Source organism: uncultured Caballeronia sp. (assembly GCF_964243625.1).
In the GTDB taxonomy this organism is placed as follows: domain Bacteria; phylum Pseudomonadota; class Gammaproteobacteria; order Burkholderiales; family Burkholderiaceae; genus Caballeronia.
Genome location: NZ_CAXTGZ010000398.1, coordinates 1 through 1,555, shown reverse-complemented (window position 1 = coordinate 1,555; position 1,555 = coordinate 1). Strand labels below are relative to the sequence as shown.

Genomic DNA, 1,555 nt, shown 5'->3' with positions numbered 1-1,555 from the left:
CCCGCCGATGCAAGCCGCGCCGTCAATTGCCGCAAGTGAACGCGCTGGCGTTCGAGCCGCTCGGTGGGGCTGACGAGCCGGCGCGCAAGCCAGTCGATTTGCTGCGCGCGCCGCTCCATCATCCGGCCGAAACCGCGTGCGAGCGATGCATGCCGATGATCCAGATCGCGCAGCAGCAAGACGCGTTGCGGGCTGACGAGTTCGGCCGCTGCCGTGGGCGTGGGCGCGCGGACATCGGCGGCGAAATCGGCGATGGTGAAATCCGTCTCGTGCCCTACGCCGCTGACCACGGGCATCGCGCTTTCGGCGATCGCACGCGCAAGGACTTCTTCGTTGAACGCCCATAAGTCTTCGATGGAGCCACCACCCCGGCACACGATCAGCACATCGACTTCGCGGCGTGCGCTGGCTTCGTCGACCATGGCGGCGAGTTTCGCGGCCACACCCGCGCCCTGCACCGGCGCCGGGTAGACGATCACCGGCACGTGCGGCGCACGGCGCGAAAGCGTCGTCAGCACGTCGCGCAAGGCGGCCGCCTGCAACGACGTCACGATACCGATTGCGCGCGGATGCTGCGGCAGCGCGCGTTTTCTCTCGGCGGCGAACAAACCTTCGGCTTCGAGCTTGGCCTTGAGCCTCAGGAACGCTTCATACAAGCGCCCTTGCCCAGTCCGTCGAACCGCCTCCACACCGAGTTGCAGCTCGCCGCGCGGTTCGTACATGGTGACGAGCCCGCGCACCTCGATCCGGTCGCCTTCGCGCGGCGTGAACTCGGCGTACTGCGCGCGGCCTCGGAACATCACACAGCGCATTTGCGCCTGCGCATCCTTGATCGAGAAATACCAGTGACCGCTCGCCGCCTTCGTAAAATTCGAGACTTCGCCTGATACCCAGACCAACGGAAACGAACGCTCCAGCACTGAACCAATCGCGCGATTGAGCGCTGAAACGGGAATGACCGCGTCGGCGCCGGCGGGGTCTGGTATGGAGAATGGATCGGTGCTCATCGAAGGAAAAGGCCGGTTGATTGCGGTGGCTACAGGGTGAAACCTGCCCGAACAGATGTCCATTCGGCTGGCGGAGTGTAGCAAGTGTCCACAATGCACAAGTTACCGAAAACACGCACACACGAATATGAAATTCACATGAACGCGCTTTAAGCCTTTGTTTTGATTGCCTTTCTCATTTCCGGAAGAGCTGTTCGCCGAGGCAAGTCCGACCAGATGCCGAATTTCCGCCAATGCACGCCAACTTGTTCACAGAGTTATCCACAGAGCCACCTGTGTAAAACTCCATGGGCAGACCGGTCCCCTTCGACTGGCGCCGAGCGCACCGCCGCGCTAGAGTGCCGGGTTCGAGGATCGCCCGTCGACCGCTTTCCGTTCAGCTTTTTAGGAGAACCGCCCCGATGCAAAGGTGCCGGCCGTCAAGCCTGGTTTCACCAGTCTCAGCAGTATCGTCATGTTTCGAGCATCGGCCCATCCAGTCCCGAGCTTTCCCGCGATGTACAGGTAGCGCGCGCCATGTCTGACTTCAAACCGCCGATAGAAAATTT

1 pseudogene (cut by a window edge) is annotated in these 1,555 nt (G+C 62.1%); it reads right to left on the bottom strand.

The features are described from left to right. Window positions 1–1,007: pseudogene (xseA, locus tag ACFFAR_RS22825) on the bottom strand (exodeoxyribonuclease VII large subunit); it reaches 375 nt to the left of the window's first position. Window positions 1,008–1,555 lie beyond the last annotated feature (548 nt).